We start from the raw sequence: 17,168 nt of genomic DNA on the forward strand, positions 1-17,168 counted from the left end.
GACCATGACCGATACCGACACGCCCGCACTAGCAAGCTAAAACCCCAAACGAGAGGAAAACGCCGTTACACCACTACAAGGGACTTGACCTCGACAAGATCATCCGGACACTCCTCAGCCCTAGCCGAAGCCGTCTTCGGGCGCTTCCTCCTGCGTCGGATCCCGTCGATGCCTAACAGGCGCATCAACCGCTCCACCGTGCAGCGGGCCACCGGTCCGAACTGATCGGCGTACTCGCGGTTGATCGCCTTCCACATCTTCCGCACCCCATAACAGGAATAGTTCGCCTCATAGACATCCTGGATGACCACCATCAGCGCCTGGTCCCGGCGGGCTCTGGCTGATGGCTGACGCTTCTTGTAGGCGTAATACGAGCTCACAGCAATCCGTGCCGCAGTCCCGGACAGGGCGCGCACGATTGGCTCGACTCCGAACACGTGACGATTGTCATCAATGAAGGCGACAATCACTTCGATGGGCGGTCGAGCTCCGCCGCGATAGACAAGCCGACGCTCTCTTCAAGATCTCGTTGGCCCGGGCGGACCGTGCTGCCAGCACTCATCGGAATCGCACTCGGCTGTGCTGTCGGCTTCCTTGCAACGGTGAAACTGGGGCACCCGGCACCATGGAGCTTCACCGCCGGAGTAGCAATTCTTACGCTCATCGTCACAACACTTTCGGTGATTCCGGGGGCACTGTGGGCTGCACATCAGGACCCAGTCGCGGTCCTTCGGATTTCCTAGGCGGACCCCACCCTTGACATGAGGGGGACACCTCTCTATATTACTAGTTGATACATCAATTAAAGCCGTCTTAAAGGAGACTTCCCATGGCGAACCTGAATGACCTCACCGGTACCTGGACCCTCGACCCGTCGCACTCCGAGATCGGCTTTGTCGCTCGCCATGCGATGGTGACGAAGGTGCGCGGCAGCTTCACCGATGTGGCCGGCACGGCAGATTTCAACTCCGGCGTTAACGGCGGCTCGATCAACGTGACCGTCCAGGTCGCGTCCGTCGACACTCGCAACGCCGACCGCGATGCACACCTGCGTTCGGAAGATTTCTTCGACGCGGAAAAGTACCCGATCATTACCTTCGCCTCGAGTGAGGTCAAGGCGCTCGACGCTACGACCCTTGAGGTGACCGGCGACCTCACGATCAAGGACGTGCCCAAGCCCGTGACGATCGAGTTTGACTACCAGGGCGTCGTCACCGATCCGTGGGGCAACGAGCGGGCGGGCTTGGAAGGCTCCGTCGTCGTCAACCGCAAGGACTTCGGCCTCACCTGGAACGCCTCGCTCGATGCGGGTGGCGTGCTCGTCTCCGAGAAGATCACGCTGCAGTTCGAGGTTTCCGCGACCAAGAACGCCTAACTCGTCAGCGTCGCGCGCTCGAATCCCGGCCCATGAGTCGGTCGAGCGCGCGGCGTTCTTTCTTTGTGGGGCGACCGGCGCCCGGATCACGAAAGACCGGTATCGGCGCCACCAGTGGTGTGGGACGGGGCGGCGAATGATCGATATAGCATTCGGCTGCGACGCTCGCCCCCACGCGCTTTTTGAGTAGGGCAGTGACCTCGAGAATCCGATCAAAACCCTGGAAGCGGTAACGCACCTCGTCGCCGATCCGTACCGGCGTGGCGGGCTTGGCGCGCTCGCCGTTGACCCGCACGTGTCCGGCGCGGCAGGCCTGGCCCGCGGCGGAGCGGGTCTTGATCTGGCGCACGCTCCAGAGCCAGACGTCGACGCGGACGCTGCCGGTGATGGTGGGGGTCGTCATGGCGACCATTGTGTCATTTCGGAGCTAGAGATCCTCGAGCGTGAGCGCTTCATAGCAGTGATAGGCGACCTCTTCATACGGGTGTGCGGCGAGCGCAGCCGTAAGCGCGGCTTTCGCTTTGGATCGTTCGCAGACCGCCTCGATGCGGACCTCGTCGACGACTTCGAGATCGCCGACCTGCCCAATAGTTGGTGTTGCTCCCGCCTCGGGTCGAAACCGCCCCTCGCCGGGAGCTGAGAAACTGCAGGCGCTATAGGTGCCAAGGCTGCCCGCACCCGCAGCAGCGAGGGCCTGGCGCACGGTATCGGCGTGCGGCAGGGGCGCGAAGATCACGATGACGATCATGGAAGATCCTCGCGACCGTGGGGTGCCATGAGCCAGGAGAGTTCGGGGCCGTGCGGCACGATCTGCGTTGGATTCACGTTCGTGTGGACGACGTAGTAGTGCTCCTTGATCTGGTCGATGTCCGTCGTGTCGCCGAAGCCTGGGGTCTGATAGAGGTCGCGCAGGTAGGCCGAGAGGACAGGCATCGATGAGATCGTTTGCCGGTTGCATTTGAAATGTCCGTGGTAGACGGGATCGAAACGCACGAGCGTCGCGTAGAGCCGGATATCGGCGAGCGTGATCGAATCCCCGACGAGATAACGACGGTTCGCGAGGTGCTCTTCGAGCCACGCCAGCGTCGCGAACACACGCTGATAGGCGTCATCGTAGGCGGACTGCGACGTCGCGAAACCGGCCTGATAGACGCCATTGTTCAGATCGGGGTAGACGCGAGCGTTGATCGCTTCAATCTCGTCGCGCTGCGCATCCGCGTACAGTTCGGGCGCATCTTCATTGGCGAACGCTCCCCACTGAGTAGCCAGATCGATGGAGAGCTGGTCGAAGTCATTCGTCACGACCGCGACTGTCGGAATATCGACCATCGCGGGCACCGTGATGCCAAGCGGATAGTCAGGCACGCGGTTGAAATACGCCTCCTGCAGGCGTTCGATTCCCAGGACCGGATCCTTGCCGCCCGGGTCGAGATCGAAGGTCCAGGAGTGCTCGTCATGGGTCGGGCCCGCGAGACCCAGTGAAATGACGTCGTCGAGTCCCATGAGGGCACGGGCGATGATGGCCCGATGCGCCCAGGGGCAGGCGCGAGCGCCCGCGAGGTGATAGCGGCCAGCCTCCACGGGCCAGGTCATCTCGCCGACCTTGGCGCCCACGGGTGCAGAGCCCGGCGGCACGTCGGTCGTGATGCGGTCGCTGATGTATCGGGTGTCACGGTCGAAGGTGCCAGTGTCGGTGTCGGTCATCGCTCGCTCCTCGCGTTCGGGTGCTTCCACCGTACGGGGCGCGGGTGAGGCACGGCCAGGCAGTGGCAGCGTCTAGGGTGAAGGTATGAGCGCGATATTCGACTGGGAAGGCAGACTCGTCGATCACCTGGCCTCGGTGACTTCCGCTGCGAGGCCAACAGCGATGACGGACGACGGACGGAAGCTGCGCACTGCAGCGGTGCTCATCGCCCTCAGTCACGAAGAAGATCCGGAGCTCATCACCGTTCGCCGCTCCGCGACGCTGCGCTCGCATCCCGGCCAGATTGCGCTACCCGGGGGATCGATCGAAGCAGGCGAGAACGCGATCGATGCCGCACTGCGTGAAGCAGACGAGGAGGTTGACCTCAAAGCGGAGCGTGTCCGCGTCCTTGGACATCTCGCCGACCATCGCACCGGCGGCTCGGACTTCGCCGTCACGCCCGTCATTGGCACGTTCACTGACGTCGGCGAACTCTACGCCAAGGACACGATCGAAGTCGCGAGCGTACATCGCGTCCAGATTTCCCATCTTGCGGACCCTGATAACCGTGCAACGGCGACGCTCATGCACGGATACAAAGGACCGGCATTCTTAGTCGACGACCTCTTCATCTGGGGTTTCACCGCGCACGTTCTCGACGAACTCTTGGAGATTGGCGGCTGGGCTCAGCCGTGGGATGACAAGAAGCGTGTCGATGTCCCCATGGAGTTCTTTCGGCCGGACACTCGCACCTAAAACGACCGGAGCGCGATGTTCGGTTTCTTCGACAATCTCCTCGTTGGCGTGCTCGTGAGCGCCGGAGGCGCTGCTGTGGGTTTCCTCATCGCGTATCTGGAAATGCCGCCGAAAGTGCAGAAGAAGACGCGTAAGACGCGATCCTTTGCACAGCGGCTGTCGCTCATGGGACGTAGCGGGAAGGTCTGGCTCCTCGTCGCTGCCCTCATGACGATCTCGACCGTGGCAGCGGTCCTAGTGCTCTTGGGTTATTGATCACTCAACGCGGAACGATGACGCGAGACATCAACCCCAAAAAACGAAAAAATCTCGGGACATCGAGTGAACGATGTCCCGAGACTTCACAACGCGGAGGATGGGGGATTCGAACCCCCGAGGGCGTGAACCCAACACGCTTTCCAAGCGTGCGCCATAGGCCGCTAGGCGAATCCTCCTGAGTGCGCGCATCGATGATGCGCAATCAGTAATGTTAGCCGCTTTGCGGCCCGTCGTCGAATCTGATCGAGGGTTGCCGACGTGACGATGGCCGCACGAATCAGTTACAGTAGTCGGTGGCCCCCACGTGACGTTATCTCACCCAACTCCCCCAGGGCAGGAATGCAGCAAGGGTAAGTGAGCTCTGGCGGGTGCGTGGGGGTCCTTCATGTTTTCCCCACCGACCTGACGCCGTCCGAGCTTGCCCATATGCTTCAAGGGTGAGCACCGCCCTGTACCGCCGATACCGCCCCGAGACGTTCGCCGAAGTCATCGGCCAAGAACATGTCACCGTGCCGCTGACCGCTGCGCTGCGGGCCGGAAAAGTTTCTCACGCGTACCTGTTCTCCGGGCCACGCGGCTGCGGTAAGACCACCTCGGCTCGCATTTTCGCGCGCTGCTTGAACTGCGAACAGGGGCCGACAGACACCCCGTGTGGCGTGTGCCCGTCGTGCGTGGAGTTGGCACGCGGCGGCCCCGGCTCCCTCGATGTCGTCGAAATCGACGCGGCCTCCCACAATGGCGTCGACGATGCCCGAGAGCTGCGCGAACGGGCGGCCTTCGCTCCGGCGCGTGACCGGTACAAGATCTTCATCCTCGACGAGGCCCACATGGTGACGCCGCAGGGCTTTAACGCGCTGCTCAAACTCGTCGAGGAACCTCCCGCGCACGTGAAGTTCGTGTTCGCCACGACCGAGCCCGAAAAGGTTATCGGAACGATCCGCTCGCGGACCCACCACTACCCGTTCCGTCTCGTCCCGCCCGAGGCGCTTGCCGCCTACCTCAATCAGCTGTGCGAGGCCGAGAACATTTCGATCGACAAGGGCGTCGTCCCGCTTGTTGTTCGTGCTGGCGGTGGGTCAGTTCGCGATTCTCTGTCCGTCCTCGACCAGCTCATGGCGGGCGCGATCGACGGAACAATCGAATACGAGCGCGCCGTGCAACTGCTTGGCTACACGTCGGCGGGACTGCTCGATGATGCGGTCGGTGCAATGGCCGGCATCGATGGCGCCGCGCTCTTCCGCGTCGTCGACCACGTCGTCGAATCCGGGCACTACCCGAAACGTTTCACGGAAGACCTCTTGCAGCGACTGCGTGACCTCGTTGTCCTCGCCGTCGCCGGCGATGCCGGACGGGATGCGATCCACGGCGTACCAGAGGACCAGCTTGAGCGCATGGCGCAGCAAGCGACGCAGCTGGGTGGGCGTAGGGCGTCCCTGTCAGCGGACGCGGTGCACGATGCCCTCGTCGACATGACGGGCGCAACCTCGCCCCGCTTGCAGCTCGAATTGCTCTGCGCACGCCTCATCCTCGCGCAGTCGCAGCCGACCGCAGAACCAGCGGCCGCGAACACCCCGCAGCCGAATCCGGCGCCGAGCCAGGGGCGCACTGCGCCGCCCGCCGACCGGCCCCTGCCGAAGCTTCCGCGGTTCGGGAAGGAAGCCGAACAGGCATCTCCGGTTCGTGAGCAGCAGCCGTCCCCGACGCCGGTTCCCGCGCAACGTGAGGCCGATCAGCCGACGAGTAGTGAGCCGGTCGTCCCCGCGCAGCGGGAAAAACCGGCACCCGCAGTGCCGCAGGTCCCCACGCAACAGCCACAGCAACGTCGCGAGGAGAAACCGGCGGAACCGAAGACCGAACCGCAGCCGGAGCCGGCCAAGCCTGCCCCAGCCTCCGACGACGCCGATATGCTGCGCCGCCGCTGGAACGAAGTTCTCGAGGTACTCAAAGGCATCAGCCGTGTCACGTGGACCCTCGTGCAGGACCATGCCGTCATCGGCGCAGTTTCGGGAGAGAGCGTCCCGGTGCTGTTCCAGATCGACCCGCTCCGCGAGCGGTTCGCAAACGGCGCGCATGCCGACAACCTCTCGGAAGCGATCTTCCAAGCGGTTGGCCTGCGCGTGAAGGTCCACGGTGCCTCGGGCGATGGCCAGCCCCAGCGCGCTGCGGCAGAGCCCTCACCCTCGCCGCAGCCAGAGCCCCGCAACGAGCCCGAGCCGGAACCTGAGCCCGAGCCGAAGCGCGACGAACCCGCGCCTCGCCCGCAGGCGGCGCCGCAGGAAGAGGCAGCGCCGTCGAGACCCCAGGTGCAGCAACAGGCGCCCGGCGTCCCGATACCCGGCGCGGTACGGACCGAACGGCCGGAAGCCCGCAAGGCACCCTCGGTGCCGATGCCGGGCGTGCCGTTCCCGCCCGACCACATCACCGAGTCGGGCGAGCAGACCGCCGCCGCGCAGCCTGAAGCGCAGGTGCCCGACCTGCGTTCGCCGATTGCCGGGTCGAGCGAGCCGCAGGCCCAAGAAGTCGGCGATGACGCTCCCGATCCCTCCAATGATGAATACGGCGGCGCCAGTGCCGATGACCAGATCGTCGACGATGCGGATGCAGAACTCTCGGGCGTCCAACTGCTCAAGGCCGAACTCGGTGGCGTCGTGATCGAGGAGATTAACGAGGCGTAATGGCGATCTATGACGGGGCCCTGCAAGACCTCATCGATGAACTCGGCCAGCTCCCGGGCGTCGGACCGAAATCCGCACAGCGCATCGCGTTCTACCTCCTGGCAACCGAACGGGACCAGGCCGAACGCCTCGCCGCGGCTATCCGCGACATGAAAGACAAAGTGCACTTTTGCGAGGTGTGCGGAAACGTCGCGCAAAGCGAACTGTGTCGGATCTGCTCCGACCCGCGCCGCAGCGACGACATCATCTGCGTCGTGGAAGAACCCAAGGACGTCGCGGCCATCGAACGCACCCGCGAATTTCGGGGCCGCTACCACGTGCTCGGCGGCGCGATCGACCCGATCAACGGCATCGGCCCGCAGGACCTGCGTATCCAGGACCTCATGACGCGTCTCACGGGCGCCGACGTCACCGAGGTCATCATCGCGACCGACCCCAATATCGAAGGCGAGGCGACGGCAGCCTATCTCGCGCGGATGCTGCGCAGCCTCGACATTCCCGTCTCCCGCCTGGCCTCGGGCCTGCCGGTCGGCGGCGACCTCGAATACGCCGACGAGGTCACGCTCGGTCGAGCCTTCGAAGGACGGCGTCGGTTGTAGCCAGTTTTGCTGAAAAACCGCTTAAAGTGCCCACATGGTGGTCCGACGGATGACTCGGGGAGAGCCCCGTCCTAGCATCATTACTCGACCACTAGGAAGGGTATCATGGCCTTAATCGTCCAAAAGTTCGGTGGCTCCTCGGTCGCAGACGCCGCGGGCATCGCGCGCGTCGCCGATCGCGTCGCCGCGACGAAGCGTGCCGGAAACGATGTCGTCGTGGTGGTCTCGGCGATGGGTGACTCGACAGACGAACTCCTTGATCTCGCGGCCTCGATCACCGACGACCCGCCCGCCCGCGAGATGGATATCCTCCTGACCGCCGGCGAACGCATCTCGATGTCCCTGCTCGCCATGGCGATCTCCGCCCGCGGCGTGCCCGCCCGCTCCTACACCGGCCAGCAGGCCGGCGTCCTCACCGACACCGCCTACGGCCGCGCCCAAATCAAGAAGATGGCGCCCGAACGCATCAAGCGCACACTCGACGAAGGTGGCGTCGCGATCGTCGCAGGCTTCCAGGGAGTCAACGACGACAACGACGTGACGACGCTCGGGCGCGGCGGCTCCGACACGACCGCCGTCGCGCTCGCCGCCTCGCTCAAGGCTGCGGTATGCGAGATCTACACCGACGTCGACGGCATCTTCACCGCCGACCCTCGCGTCGTGCCGAAGGCGCGCCGCATCCCGCTCATCACGACCGACGAGACTCTCGAACTCGCCGCCCACGGCGCAAAAATCCTGCACCTGCGCGCGGTCGAATTCGCCCGCCGCTATAACGTTCCGCTCCACGTGCGCTCCTCGTTTTCCGACAAGGAGGGCACCTGGGTGCGTAACCCCACCGAGGAGAACCCCATGGAAGATCCCATCATCGCGGGCGTCGCCCATGACGCCTCACAAGGAAAGATCACGGTGCTCGGCTGCCCCGACCGTCCCGGCGTCGCCGCCCGTATCTTCCACGTCTGTGCCGACGCCGGTGCGAACGTTGACACGATCGTCCAGAACGTGTCCCCCGACTCGGCGCGCACCGATATCTCGTTCACGCTGCCGATTGAACAGGCCAAGTCGACGATGCAGGCGCTGCAGGCAGCGGAAGACGACCTCGGGTTTACGGGCGTCAAATACACCGAATCCATCGGGATTCTCTCCCTCGTTGGCGCCGGAATGCGAACCCACACTGGCATCTCCGCGACTCTGTTTGGCGCACTGTTTGATGCGGGCATCAACATTCACATGATCTCGACCTCGGAGATCCGCATCTCCGTCGTCCTCGCGATCGAAGATCTGCCGGCGGCGCTGACGGCCGTCCACACGGCATTCGACCTCGACGCCTCAGCTACCGAAGCCGTCGTATATGGAGGAACTGGACGATGAGCACGAACCTCACCCTCGCAGTCGTGGGCGCGACCGGCCAGGTCGGCGAAGTCATGCGCACGCTGCTCGCCGAGCGAGATTTTCCCGCGACGACGATCCGGTTCTTCGCCTCGGCCCGCTCCGCCGGAAAGACGCTGTACTGCCGGGGACGCGACATCACCGTCGAGGATGTCGCGACGGCCGACCTATCCGGCATCGATATCGCGCTGTTTTCCGCCGGGGGCGCAACGTCGAAGGAATACGCGCCGAAATTCGCCGCCGCTGGCGCGATCGTCGTCGATAACTCGTCGGCCTGGCGTAAGGATCCCGACGTCCCCCTCGTCGTCGCCGAGGTGAACCCCGAGGCGCTAGCCAACCGCCCCAAGGGCATCATCGCAAACCCGAACTGCACGACGATGGCCGCGATGCCGGTCCTCAAGGTCCTGCACGACGATGCGGGCCTCACGCGCCTGATCGTCTCGTCCTACCAGGCCGTCTCCGGCTCGGGGCTCGCCGGTGTCCAGGAACTCACGGGTCAGCTACAGGCGGTACTTGCCGCGGACCCAGCCGCGCTCGTCACCGACGGCGATGCCATCACGCTGCCCGACCCGAACGTCTACGTCGCACCGATCGGCTGCAACGTCGTCCCGCTGGCGGGCGCCCTCGTCGACGACGGAACGGGGGAGACTGACGAGGAACAAAAGCTGCGCAACGAGTCGCGGCGCATCCTGTCGATCCCCGACCTCGCCGTTGCGGGCACGTGCGTGCGCGTGCCGGTCTATACGGGTCACACGCTCACGATCAACGCGGAATTTGCCCGGGCCATCACTCCCGAGCGCGCCGCCGAACTCCTCGCCGACGCCCCGGGCGTGCAACTCGTGGACGTTCCGACGCCGCTCGCCGCGGCCGGGGTCGATCCCTCGCTTGTGGGACGCATCCGCCAGGACCAGTCCGTGCCGGAGGGCCGCGGCCTCGCGCTCGTCGTCTCCGGGGACAACCTGCGCAAGGGCGCGGCCCTCAACACGATTCAGGTCGCCGAGCTCCTCGCCGATCAGCTCTGCTAGGCGTCGGCGCTCGGCCGCCCGAGGAACTTCCAGGCCAGCGGCAGCAGCGCTGCGGCAATCGCGCACTTGATCGCGCCGCCGACAAGGAAGGGCGTAACGCCGTATTCCATCAGCAGGCCGAACGTCACGTGCGTGCCGAGGGAGCTCAACACGACGCCCATGTAGGGCACGCCGACAAGGAACGGGACGACCGTGGCGAGCGCAAAGCCCGCGATGGCGAGCACAGGCTTGCGGTCCCACGTGCGCTCGGACAGATAGCCAATCAGAGCGGCGGCGGGGATGAAGCCGAGGATGAAACCGAAACTCGGTGCCGCCACCATCTGGGGGCCGCCCGCGCCGCCCGCGAAGACAGGCAACCCCGCGAGCCCGACCGCGGCGTACCCCGCCATCGCGGCAGCGCCCCGGCGCATTCCGAGGGTGGCGCCGACGAGCAGCACGGCAAGCGTCTGCCCGGTGATCGGTACGGGCCACATCGGGATCTCAATGCGGGCGAAGAGCGCGGTCAGTGCGATCCCCGCCGTGATGAGGCCCAGCGTGCGGGCCCACGCCCCACCCGTCGTCGTGGCTTTCGGGAGGGCAACATCGGCAAGGACCGGGGAGTACGTAGTAGTCGACATAATGGACACACTAGTCCGCATCGAGGTCAGCACCATTAGTGGTCTATGCCAAAAGCCCTAGATATTTCTTGGCCAAGGTCACGATACGGCACACGCAGGGTCACAATGTGGTTACGTCTCTTGCTTTCCGTTTACCCGGCTTAGTGACCTGGGATACTCTACCGACAATCGGATGTGACCCGGCGCACTGCCCGGGCCCAACAATGAAAGGGAGGCCGAACGTGACACTACGTCGTCATTCTGCCCTCGCCGCCATCGCGTCAGCCGCGCTGCTGCTGGCTGCGTGCGGTGGAAATTCGCCCGACACCAACACCACGACGTCACCCGCCGGGGGCGGTGGAACCGGAGGCGGCGAGGCTACGACCGGCATCGTTACCGTTAACGGCACCGAGCCGCAGAACAAGCTGATCCCGACCAACACCAACGAGGTCGGTGGCGGCAAGATCCTCGACCTCATGTTCGAGGGCCTTGTGTACTACGACGCCGAAGGCGCCCCGCAGAACGCTGTTGCCGAAGACATCGCGACCGAAGATTCCAAAGTCTACACGATCAAGCTGAAGAAAGACCTGAAGTTCACCAACGGTGATCCGGTTGATGCCGAGTCCTTCGTCAAGGCATGGAACTATGGCGCGAAGGCCGACAACGCTCAGCTCTCGTCCTACTTCTTCGAGCCGATCGAGGGCTTCTCGGAAACCAACAACGAGGACCTCAAGGGCCTCGAGGTTGTCGATGCGACGACGTTTAAGGTCACTCTGAAGCAGCCCGAGGCCGACTTCCCGCTGCGCCTGGGCTACTCCGCCTTCTACCCGCTTCCCAAGTCGGCCTTCGACAACATGGACGCCTTCGGAGAAAACCCGATTGGCAACGGCCCCTACAAGTTCGCCAAGGAAGGCGCGTGGGAACATAACGTCAAGGTGGATCTGGTTCCGAACGAGGACTATTCCGGTGAGCGCAAGGCCAAGAACGGCGGCGTCACGATCAAGATTTACGACACGCAGGAAGCGGCCTACAACGACCTGCTCGCCAACAACCTCGATGTCATCGATGCGATCCCGGACTCGGCTCTGCCGACGTTCGAAAACGAGCTCGGTGACCGTGCGGTGAACCAGGCGGCCGCAATTTTCCAGTCGATCACCGTCGCGGGCAAGACCCCGCATTTCGAAGGTGAAGAAGGCGTCTTGCGCCGCCAGGCGATCTCTCACGCCATCAACCGCGAGGAGGTCACCAAGGCGATCTTCAACGGCACCCGTACTCCGGCCAAGGACTTCACCTCGCCGGTCATCAAGGGCTGGTCGGAGTCGGTTCCCGGCTCTGACGTGTTGAACTTCGACAAAGCCAAGGCCAAGGAACTGTGGGCCAAGGCCGACGAGATCTCCAAGTGGGATGGCAAGTTCACCATCGCGTACAACGCCGACGGCGGCCACCAGGCCTGGGTCGACGCGGTCGCGAACTCGATTAAGAACACGCTCGGCATCGAAGCGGTCGGTAACCCCTACCCCAAGTTCGCTGAGCTCCGTACGGACGTGACCGAGCGTAAGATCACCGGCGCGTTCCGCACTGGCTGGCAGGCTGACTACCCCGGCCTGTTCAACTTCCTCGGCCCGCTGTATGGCACCGGCGCCGGCTCGAACGACTCCGACTACAGCTCAGAAGAGTTCGACAAACTGCTGCGCGAAGGCTCCGCCGCCAGTAGCGTGGAGGACGCCAATAAGTCCTTCCAGAAGGCACAGGAAGTGCTGTTCAAGGATCTGCCCTCCATCCCGCTGTGGTACTCCAATGTGACCGGTGGCTGGGCCGAGACCGTGGACAACGTTAAGTTCGGATGGAACTCGGTGCCGTTGCTCTACAACGTCACGAAGAAGTAGTCCGTCTCATCACGGTGGGAGCGAGGCCAATTGGTCTCGCTCCCACCCGCACGTGCAAGGAGATCTCATGCTCTACTACGTGGGACGTCGACTGCTACAGCTCATCCCCGTCTTCCTCGGTGCCACCCTCCTCATCTATGCGCTAGTCTTCGCTATGCCGGGTGACCCGATCCAAGCCCTCGGCGGCGATCGCGGACTTCCCGAATCCGTCGCCAACCAACTCCGCGCGAGGTACAACCTCGATAAGCCGTTTTTCGTGCAGTACGTTTTGTATCTGAAAAACGTTTTCCAGCTTGACTTTGGGACCACCTTCTCAGGCCGTCCCGTAAGCGAGGTCATGGCCCAGGCCTTCCCCGTCACGATCAAGCTCGGTTTGATGGCACTCGCCATTGAAGCCTTCTTCGGCATCGCCTTTGGCCTCATCGCAGGCCTGCGTAAGGGCGGCATCTTCGATGCGACCGTCCTCGTGATTTCGCTCGTCGTCATCGCGGTCCCGACCTTCGTGATCGGCTTCGTCATGCAGTTCGTTGTTGGCGTCAAACTCGGGTGGCTCAAACCCACAGTCGGTGGCGATCATTCCTTCATGACGCTGCTCATGCCGGCGATCGTGCTCGGCGCTGTGTCGTTTGCCTACGTGCTTCGCCTGACGCGCACCTCCGTTGCGGAAATCGCTTCCGCAGACCACGTGCGGACCGCGACCGCAAAGGGGCTCTCCCGCGGCCGCGTCATGATTGTGCACGTGCTGCGCAACTCTCTGATCCCGGTCGTTACCTTCCTGGGCGCCGACCTCGGTGCTCTCATGGGCGGTGCGATCGTGACCGAAGGTATCTTCAACATTCCCGGCGTTGGCGGCACGCTCTTTAGAGCCATCCAACAGTCCGAAGCAGTCACTGTCGTGTCGTTTACGACAGTCCTCGTGTTGATTTACATCTTCGCGAACCTGCTCGTTGACCTGCTGTACGCCCTGCTTGACCCGAGGATTCGCTATGCCAAATGATCATCGCTCAATTGATCCCCTAGGCGCCGATGCTCTCGGTCACGATCCGCACGATCTCGACCCCGGCATCGCCGAGCCGCACGAAGAGGAAGCGCTCGATCAGCTCTTCCCCGAAATCGATCGGCCCGCTGTGTTTTCGAAGGCTCCCGCTCAGGAGCGGTTCGTCGCGGACGAAGATGAGACCGGCCTTGGTGCCGTGGATGCCGTTCAGACCGATGGCGCTCCGACTTCGCTGTGGTCCGAAGCGTGGCATTCGCTGCGTCGCCGTCCGCTCTTTTGGATTGCGGCGGCCCTGATTCTGCTCATGATCGCGCTCGCGGCCGTGCCGCAGCTGTTTACTTCGGTCGACCCGGCCGCATGTCAGCTGAGCAATTCCTACGGCAAGCCGCAGTCGGGTCATCCGTTCGGTTTCGACCGACAGGGCTGCGACATCTACGCCCGAGCGATCTACGGTGCTCGCGCTTCGGTGATGGTCGGCGTCTTTGCCACGCTTGGTGTCACCCTGCTCGGTGCGCTGATCGGAGCGCTCGCCGGCTTCTTCGGGGGCTGGCTCGACTCCGTGCTCGCTCGCATCACCGACGTGTTCTTCGCGATCCCGCTCGTGCTCGCCGCCATCGTCGTCATGTCGGTGTTCAAGCAGTACCGCTCGACCACCATGGTCGTGATTGTCCTAACGCTGTTCGGTTGGCCGCAGATCGCCCGCATCACGCGCGGAGCGGTGATGAGCGTGAAGAACGAAGAGTTCGTCACGGCCTCGACAGCGATCGGTGCGCCCAAGATGGCGACCCTGATGCGCCACATCATGCCGAACGCGGCGGCGCCGATCATCGTGACCGCGACGGTCTCGCTCGGTATTTTCATCGTGCTCGAAGCAACGTTGTCCTTTCTTGGCCTTGGTCTCCCAACGGAGGTTGTCAGCTGGGGAGCGGACATCAACAAGGCGCAGGCAGCCTTGCGAACGGCGCCCTCGGTGCTGTTCTATCCGGCAGGCTTCCTGGCAGCCACCGTTCTGAGCTTCATCATGATGGGCGACGCTGTGCGCGACGCCCTCGATCCGAAGGCGCGAAACCGATGACAGACACGACTCACGAGATGGAACCGCTACTCGATATCCAGGACCTGGAAGTCGCCTTCCGCTCCTCGACGGGTATGGTGCCCGCGGTTCGCAAAGCAAACCTCAAGATCTACCCCGGTCAGCATGTCGCGATCGTGGGTGAGTCCGGCTCCGGTAAGTCGACGCTCGCCCACGCGATCATCGACCTGCTGCCCGGTACCGGCAAGGTCGTCGGCGGCAAGATCCTTTTCGAAGGCAAGGATGTCGTCAAAATGAGTCCGAAGCAGACCGTCGGTCTGCGCGGATCGAATATCGGCCTCGTGCCCCAGGATCCGATGTCCAACCTCAACCCGGTGTGGAAGATCGGCTTCCAGGTCAAGGAGGCGTTGCGTGCCAACGGCGTCGACCGCAAGGACCTTGACGCGCGAGTCATCGAGACTCTCGGACATGCGGGTCTTGACGATGCGGAACGGCGCGCCCGACAGTATCCGCACGAGTTTTCCGGCGGCATGCGCCAGCGTGCACTCATCGCGATCGGCTTAGCCAACCGGCCGAAGCTCCTCATCGCCGATGAGCCGACGAGCGCTCTGGACGTCACCGTCCAGCGCCGGATCCTCGACCACCTCGAGCACCTCACTGCCGAGATGGGTACGGCCGTCCTGTTCATCACACACGACCTGGGGCTCGCCGCCGAGCGTGCCGAGCACCTCGTCGTGATGCACCGCGGACGCGTCGTCGAATCGGGTCCCGCGCTTGAGATCCTGCAGGATCCCAAGCACCCGTACACCAAGCGCCTCGTTCAGGCAGCGCCTTCGCTCGCATCCAAGCGGATCCAGTCCGCCAAGGCGCGCGCGGAGATCCATGCCCAGCAACATCTGGATGCCACCGAGCTGAAAGAGAACCTCCTCGAGGTCCGTCACCTGACGAAGGTCTTCCAGATCCGCGGCAAGCTCCCCGGCCAGGGTTCGGAGTTCAAGGCCGTCGATGACGTGTCGTTTAACATTCGACGCGGCACGACGATGGCGCTGGTGGGGGAGTCTGGGTCCGGCAAGTCCACTGTCGCGAACATCGTGCTGAACCTGCTCGAACCGACATCGGGCGAGGTCGACTTTGACGGTACCGTCGTCGGGGAACTGAGCAAATCCCAACTGTTTAGGTTCCGGCGACGCGTGCAGCCGATCTTCCAAAACCCTTACGGCTCGCTCGACCCGATGTACTCGATCTATCGGATCATCGAAGAGCCGCTGCGGGTGCACAAGGTTGGCAATAAGTCGGAACGGGCGAAGCGCGTCGCGGACCTGCTCGAGATGGTCGCACTGCCGAAGTCGGCGATGCAGCGCTACCCGAATGAGCTCTCGGGTGGCCAGCGCCAGCGTGTCGCCATCGCGCGCGCTCTCGCACTCAACCCCGAACTCGTCGTCTGCGACGAGGCTGTCAGTGCGCTTGACGTGCTCGTGCAGGACCAGATCCTGCGGCTGCTCAACGACCTGCAGGCCGAGCTATCGCTGTCCTACCTGTTCATCACCCATGACCTCGCGGTCGTGCGTCAGCTCGCTGACGATGTCGCGGTGATGCAGCAGGGCAAGATCGTCGAATACGCCACAACTGACGAGGTCTTTAACGATCCCAAGCAGGAATACACCCGCGAGCTTCTGGCCGCAATCCCGGGAGCAAGCCTCAATATCGGCGCTGCTTAGGCCGCGCGCTCATGATGTGCCGCCTCGTCCCATCCGGGTCGGGGCGGCACATCGTGCCAGAGAGTGAACGGAAGTAGCAAATGGGAATGAGTATCGATAGCATTGCTTCGTTTCTATCGCCGTGTCAGAAAGTGCATCATGACGACACTTGCTTCCCCTCGCGCCCGGTCGCGCCGCGTCCTAGCGGCGCTGGGCGCCCTGGCAGTCGCGTCTGCGGGTTTCCTGCCCGCGGCCAGCGCGGGCCCCGATGACGGCAAGCCGATCGCCACTGCCGGCCACATCGACTCCCCGCAGATTTCCTAATTCCAATGGCGAGTTAACGCTCACCAGTAAAGGCAAGGTGAGCGGAACCAGCGACTATGTCAACCCGCTGGATTCTCACGTGATCTACTCGGGTACCGGTTACAACGGCAATACCGGCGCTCAGCAGTTCATGTTCACTATCCCGAATGATCCGGCCTTCAGCTTCCTGAACGCCGCCGGTCAGACCTGGTACATGGCTCCGCAGCTGCCGATCGGAAACCACGAACCCATCTGGATCGGTTTTGGTGCCGATGCCGATGTGCCGGCTGAGAAATTCCGCGACCAGGTTGTCTACCTCGACCTTCTCGGTGTGAAGGGGCCGGGCCGTGCCGAAGCGCTCGGTTTCCACAAGCCGGGCGAGAGCTGGACTACTAGCCGGATGTTCTCATCTGCCGATCCTGCCCTGCGCAGTCTCGCGGTCTACCCGGGCGATCACACCCACAACGCCACGCTGTTTTCCGGCCGGTTGAGGAGGCCTTCGCGCAAGCCGCCGACGGCAAGCCCAAGACCCCTTATACCTTCACCGCAGCGCCCACCGCAGGAACGACGACGGGTCGGGAAGATGGTCGACTGACGAGGTTTACCTTCGATACACACGACGATAGCGTCAACGGCACGCTGAACCTCTCGCTCCCGGGCTTCCACCCCGGTGAAGAACGGCAAGGCTACCGCCTCGTACTACTCGGGTGGACCCAACTCCACACTGCAAGCGGCCTTCGTGCCTGCCAAGGGCTCGACGGCACTGCGCTGGCGCAGCGAGCCGTTGGAATTCGATGCGGCTAAGCGGCTCTTCACAATCGAGGGTGTAGTCGGGGTTTGAATCCGCCGGCCTCGAGGAGGCTGCGGGCGATGTAGTGGCTCAGGTTCCGGAAGCCCA

Annotated in this window: 19 protein-coding genes, 1 tRNA gene, 1 other RNA gene and 1 other annotated feature; of the genes, 15 read left to right on the forward strand and 6 right to left on the reverse strand. The window is 63.6% G+C overall.

What is annotated here, in order from left to right; genetic code table 11:
• Positions 1-65 precede the first annotated feature (65 nt).
• Positions 66-437, reverse strand: coding sequence for an IS3 family transposase (locus BSZ39_RS09380; protein WP_143180475.1), 372 nt, complete (start codon positions 435-437; stop codon positions 66-68).
• Positions 378-508: a sequence feature (AL1L pseudoknot), on the reverse strand. (Overlaps the previous gene by 60 nt.)
• Between BSZ39_RS09380 and BSZ39_RS13580 the strand changes: the two genes are divergently transcribed.
• Positions 438-743 carry a hypothetical protein gene (locus BSZ39_RS13580; protein ID WP_143180476.1) on the forward strand — a complete coding sequence of 102 codons (306 nt, stop codon included), beginning with the start codon at positions 438-440 and terminating at the stop codon, positions 741-743. It overlaps the preceding feature by 71 nt.
• A gap of 86 nt (positions 744-829) precedes the next feature.
• Positions 830-1,375 (forward strand): YceI family protein, encoded by a 546-nt coding sequence (locus BSZ39_RS09385; RefSeq protein WP_073717077.1) that lies wholly within the window; start codon positions 830-832, stop codon positions 1,373-1,375.
• Positions 1,376-1,379: 4 nt separating this feature from the next.
• On the opposite strand, the gene BSZ39_RS09390 is transcribed toward BSZ39_RS09385, so the two are convergent.
• From BSZ39_RS09390 to BSZ39_RS09400, 3 genes are read right to left on the reverse strand one after another with little or no spacing between them, the layout of a single operon-like run.
• Positions 1,380-1,778, reverse strand: a complete 399-nt coding sequence (locus BSZ39_RS09390; RefSeq protein ID WP_073717090.1) for an RNA-binding S4 domain-containing protein — start codon at positions 1,776-1,778, stop codon at positions 1,380-1,382.
• A 24-nt stretch (positions 1,779-1,802) separates the two neighbouring features.
• The gene (locus BSZ39_RS09395) at positions 1,803-2,123 is read right to left on the reverse strand and encodes a YqfO family protein (RefSeq protein ID WP_073717078.1); all 321 of its coding nucleotides are present in this window, start codon (positions 2,121-2,123) and stop codon (positions 1,803-1,805) included.
• Positions 2,120-3,079 (reverse strand): glutathione S-transferase family protein, encoded by a 960-nt coding sequence (locus BSZ39_RS09400; RefSeq protein WP_073717079.1) that lies wholly within the window; start codon positions 3,077-3,079, stop codon positions 2,120-2,122. Before BSZ39_RS09400 ends, BSZ39_RS09395 begins: the two co-directional genes overlap by 4 nt.
• A gap of 163 nt (positions 3,080-3,242) precedes the next feature.
• On the opposite strand from BSZ39_RS09400, the gene BSZ39_RS09405 reads away from it, so the two are divergent.
• Complete coding sequence (locus BSZ39_RS09405) at positions 3,243-3,815, forward strand: NUDIX hydrolase (protein ID WP_073717080.1); 573 nt, start codon at positions 3,243-3,245, stop codon at positions 3,813-3,815.
• Between the two features lie 15 nt (positions 3,816-3,830).
• Entirely contained in the window at positions 3,831-4,070 is a 240-nt protein-coding gene (locus BSZ39_RS09410) for a hypothetical protein (RefSeq protein WP_073717081.1), read from the forward strand.
• Between the two features lie 94 nt (positions 4,071-4,164).
• Here BSZ39_RS09410 and BSZ39_RS09415 read toward each other — a convergent pair.
• A tRNA-Ser gene (locus BSZ39_RS09415) sits at positions 4,165-4,249 on the reverse strand.
• Positions 4,250-4,365: 116 nt separating this feature from the next.
• On the opposite strand from BSZ39_RS09415, the gene ffs reads away from it, so the two are divergent.
• From ffs to BSZ39_RS09440, 5 genes are all read left to right on the forward strand, one after another.
• An RNA gene (gene ffs, locus BSZ39_RS09420) (signal recognition particle sRNA small type) lies at positions 4,366-4,460 on the forward strand.
• A gap of 50 nt (positions 4,461-4,510) precedes the next feature.
• Positions 4,511-6,748 (forward strand): DNA polymerase III subunit gamma and tau, encoded by a 2,238-nt coding sequence (locus tag BSZ39_RS09425; RefSeq protein WP_073717082.1) that lies wholly within the window; start codon positions 4,511-4,513, stop codon positions 6,746-6,748.
• Positions 6,748-7,347: a recombination mediator RecR gene (recR, locus tag BSZ39_RS09430; protein ID WP_187343240.1), complete on the forward strand. Its 600-nt coding sequence runs from the start codon at positions 6,748-6,750 to the stop codon at positions 7,345-7,347. The genes BSZ39_RS09425 and recR overlap by 1 nt, the downstream gene beginning before the upstream one ends.
• A gap of 105 nt (positions 7,348-7,452) precedes the next feature.
• Positions 7,453-8,715, forward strand: coding sequence for an aspartate kinase (locus tag BSZ39_RS09435; RefSeq protein WP_073717083.1), 1,263 nt, complete (start codon positions 7,453-7,455; stop codon positions 8,713-8,715).
• On the forward strand, positions 8,712-9,758 hold the full coding sequence (locus tag BSZ39_RS09440) for an aspartate-semialdehyde dehydrogenase (RefSeq protein ID WP_073717084.1): 1,047 nt from the start codon (positions 8,712-8,714) through the stop codon (positions 9,756-9,758). Before BSZ39_RS09435 ends, BSZ39_RS09440 begins: the two co-directional genes overlap by 4 nt.
• On the opposite strand, the gene BSZ39_RS09445 is transcribed toward BSZ39_RS09440, so the two are convergent.
• Positions 9,755-10,375: a biotin transporter BioY gene (locus BSZ39_RS09445; RefSeq protein ID WP_083603166.1), complete on the reverse strand. Its 621-nt coding sequence runs from the start codon at positions 10,373-10,375 to the stop codon at positions 9,755-9,757. The two genes, BSZ39_RS09440 and BSZ39_RS09445, sit on opposite strands and share 4 nt — an antisense overlap.
• A gap of 203 nt (positions 10,376-10,578) precedes the next feature.
• Between BSZ39_RS09445 and BSZ39_RS09450 the strand changes: the two genes are divergently transcribed.
• From BSZ39_RS09450 to BSZ39_RS09475, 6 genes are all read left to right on the forward strand, one after another.
• Positions 10,579-12,240, forward strand: coding sequence for a peptide ABC transporter substrate-binding protein (locus BSZ39_RS09450; RefSeq protein WP_143180478.1), 1,662 nt, complete (start codon positions 10,579-10,581; stop codon positions 12,238-12,240).
• A gap of 67 nt (positions 12,241-12,307) precedes the next feature.
• The gene (locus BSZ39_RS09455) at positions 12,308-13,237 is read left to right on the forward strand and encodes an ABC transporter permease (protein ID WP_073717086.1); all 930 of its coding nucleotides are present in this window, start codon (positions 12,308-12,310) and stop codon (positions 13,235-13,237) included.
• The gene (locus BSZ39_RS09460; protein WP_083603168.1) at positions 13,227-14,312 is read left to right on the forward strand and encodes an ABC transporter permease; all 1,086 of its coding nucleotides are present in this window, start codon (positions 13,227-13,229) and stop codon (positions 14,310-14,312) included. The genes BSZ39_RS09455 and BSZ39_RS09460 overlap by 11 nt, the downstream gene beginning before the upstream one ends.
• Complete coding sequence (locus BSZ39_RS09465; RefSeq protein ID WP_073717087.1) at positions 14,309-15,988, forward strand: dipeptide ABC transporter ATP-binding protein; 1,680 nt, start codon at positions 14,309-14,311, stop codon at positions 15,986-15,988. The genes BSZ39_RS09460 and BSZ39_RS09465 overlap by 4 nt, the downstream gene beginning before the upstream one ends.
• 138 nt (positions 15,989-16,126) lie before the next feature.
• Positions 16,127-16,291 (forward strand): hypothetical protein, encoded by a 165-nt coding sequence (locus tag BSZ39_RS13915; RefSeq protein ID WP_158025155.1) that lies wholly within the window; start codon positions 16,127-16,129, stop codon positions 16,289-16,291.
• A 37-nt stretch (positions 16,292-16,328) separates the two neighbouring features.
• Positions 16,329-16,865 carry a choice-of-anchor M domain-containing protein gene (locus tag BSZ39_RS09475; RefSeq protein ID WP_143180479.1) on the forward strand — a complete coding sequence of 179 codons (537 nt, stop codon included), beginning with the start codon at positions 16,329-16,331 and terminating at the stop codon, positions 16,863-16,865.
• Positions 16,866-17,168 lie beyond the last annotated feature (303 nt).

Source organism: Bowdeniella nasicola, from assembly GCF_001907295.1.
In the GTDB taxonomy this organism is placed as follows: Bacteria; Actinomycetota; Actinomycetes; order Actinomycetales; family Actinomycetaceae; genus Bowdeniella; species Bowdeniella nasicola.